This is a genomic window from uncultured Ralstonia sp. (assembly GCA_913056305.1).
In the GTDB taxonomy this organism is placed as follows: domain Bacteria; phylum Pseudomonadota; class Gammaproteobacteria; order Burkholderiales; family Burkholderiaceae; genus Ralstonia.
In genome coordinates, this window is the sequence record CAJXMR010000386.1 from 1 (window position 1) to 2,509 (window position 2,509).

Genomic DNA, 2,509 nt, shown 5'->3' on the forward strand with positions numbered 1-2,509 from the left:
GCCGAGTGACATTGGTAGCACCGTGCGGTAACGACTGCCTGTACTTTGGCGAAGTCCGAACCGCCGGCGGCAGCCGGAGCGGCGCCTTCAGCGGCCGCCACTGCCGGCGTAGCGGCTTGCGCCACCGGCTCGGCCGGACGCGGCACCGGCGCCAGCCATACGGCCACGCCCAGCAGCACAGCCACGCCACCTGCCGGATACGCCCAGTTCACCACGCCCTTGTGCTTCAGGATGAAGAACTGGCGGATCAGCACGCCGGCCAGCATGATCAGCACCAGCACGACCCAGTTGTGCTTGTTCGCGTACGTCATGCTGTAGTGGTTCGACAGCATCGCGAACAGCACCGGCAGCGTGAAGTACGTGTTGTGCACGCTGCGCTGCTTGCCGCGCTTGCCGTGGATCGGGTCCGGCTTCTCGCCGGCCTTGAGCGAGGCCACCACCTTGCGTTGCCCCGGGATGATCCAGAAGAACACGTTGGCGCTCATGATGGTCGCGATCATCGCGCCGATCAGCAGGAATGCCGCGCGGCCCGAGAACAGGTGGCACGCCGCAAACGCCGCGATCACCACATAGACCGCCACCAGGATGCCCACCACGCGGTCGTTCTTGCCGAACACGCGGCAGATGGTGTCGTACACCAGCCAGCCCACCGCCAGGAACGCCAGCGCAAGCAGCACCGCGGTCGTCGCCGTCATGTCGAACACGCTGCGGTCGATCATGTAGACGTTGGCGTTGAACAGGTACACCACCGTCAGCAGCGCGAAGCCCGACATCCAGGTCGAGTACGACTCCCAGTAGAACCAGTGCAGATGATCCGGCAACTGCTTCGGCGCCAGCAGGTACTTCTGCGGGTTGTAGAACCCGCCGCCGTGTACGGCCCACAGCTCGCCGTCGACGCCCTTGTCCTGCAGGTCCGGCGCGGTCGGCTTGGTCAGGCTGTTGTCGAGCCAGACGAAGTAGAACGACGAACCGATCCACGCGATCGCGACGATCACGTGCAGCCAACGCAACAGCAAGTTGGCCCAGTCGAGGATATAGCCTTCCATGATGTGCTCCCCTGCTCGATTAGCTGCCGCGATAGGTCGAGTACGACCACGGCGACACCAGCAGCGGCACGTGGTAGTGCGCGCTGGTATCGGCCACGCCAAAGCGCAGCGTCACCACGTCCAGGAACGCGGGCTCGGGGAGTTTGACGCCGGCCGCGCGGTAGTACTCGCCCACCGCGAAGTCCAGCTCATAGACACCGGTCTGCAGCGCCTCGCCTTCCAGCAGCGGCGCATCGCAACGGCCATCGTGATTGGTGCGGACCGATTTGATCGGTTGCCGCTGATTGTCGACAATCTTGAACAGAGCGATCGCCAGGTTTTGGCCCGGCGTGCCTGCAGCGGTGTCGAGCACATGGGTAGTCAAGCGTCCCATTTGTCTTCCTCTATCGTTCGAATTTTCAGAAGCGCCGCTGCCTCCACTTGCACCTCGCGCCAAACCCTTGTGTCCCATACAGGACAAGGGCTGGCGCCGGGGCCCGCTCGGTACGTGCTGTGCACGCATCCCGGCGCGCGTCCAGCCGGTTTACGCCTGCCACCCGCGCCTGTTACACAGACTGGAGGGGGCATGCCAAACCGGCAAAGCCGTCGCTCGTTCTGGGGCCGACTCCGCATCTCTGTGGGGACATGAGACAGGGATTTCCCTAGTTTGTCGGCTTCCTGAACGCATTTTGTTGACAATATTGAAGGCGACGCCAAATAATTGTCAACAGATTTTCGCAGTTGCTTATGCTGCGTCGCACTGTCCTGAAACGGGTCTGCCATGTCCAAAAGTCTCAAGCTGGTCTCCACGGAAACAACGCCGAAGTTGGGTGCCAAGGCATCAGGAGCGACGCGTATGTCGGTCGAAGAACGGATGTACCACGAGATCTACGACGCGATCATGGAGCATCGCCTGCCGCCGCGCACCAAGCTGACGGAGCATGCGCTTTGCGAAATCTATGCCACCGCGCGCCACACCGTGCGCAAGGTGTTCTCCCAGCTGGCCGCCGACGGCCTGGTCGACCTGGAACCGAATCGTGGCGCCTTCATTGCCGCGCCCTCCATCGACGAAGCCCATGCCATGTTCGAGCTGCGCCAGATCCTGGAGCGCGCGGTGCTCGACAAGGTCGGCCACAGCCCCAACCCGAAGGCTGCAGTCGCGCCGCTGCTGGAGCTGGTCAAGGAAGAGCGCCAGGCCTTCGTCACGCATGACCGCCCGCGCTGGATCCGCCTGTCGGCTGAATTCCACGTCGCGCTGGCCGAGCAGGCCGGCAACCCTCTGGTCGTGGAGATGATGCGCCGCCTGGTGTCCCGCACCACCCTGATGATCGCCAGCGTGGAAGCGCCGGGCCACAACGCCTGCTCCTTTGACGAGCACCTGGACATCCTCAGCGCGCTGGAGCGCGGCGACGCCAGCGCCGCCCAGGCCCACATGGCCCAGCACTTGCAATGCTGCGCCGACCGCGTGCGCCCCGAAGCGCCCG

Annotated in this window: 3 protein-coding genes; 1 reads left to right on the top strand and 2 read right to left on the bottom strand. The window is 64.2% G+C overall.

Translation table 11 applies throughout. The features are described 5' to 3' along the window. Together QZ609_RS26365 and uraH are read right to left on the bottom strand one after the other, a co-directional pair. Positions 1-1,046, bottom strand: a 1,046-nt coding sequence (locus QZ609_RS26365) for a urate hydroxylase PuuD (RefSeq protein ID WP_295501425.1), incomplete at its 3' end; no start/stop codon positions are given. Between the two features lie 19 nt (positions 1,047-1,065). Next, complete coding sequence (uraH, locus tag QZ609_RS26370; protein ID WP_295501428.1) at positions 1,066-1,419, bottom strand: hydroxyisourate hydrolase; 354 nt, start codon at positions 1,417-1,419, stop codon at positions 1,066-1,068. 387 nt (positions 1,420-1,806) lie between these two features. Here uraH and QZ609_RS26375 point away from each other — a divergent pair. Next, the coding region (locus QZ609_RS26375; RefSeq protein ID WP_295501431.1) for a GntR family transcriptional regulator at positions 1,807-2,509 on the top strand (703 nt) is incomplete at its 3' end.

Bases quoted from the DNA above. Each gene is read 5' to 3' on its own strand.
- uraH (WP_295501428.1), bottom strand. From the start codon at position 1,419: ATGGGACGCTTGACTACCCATGTGCTCGACACCGCTGCAGGCACGCCG.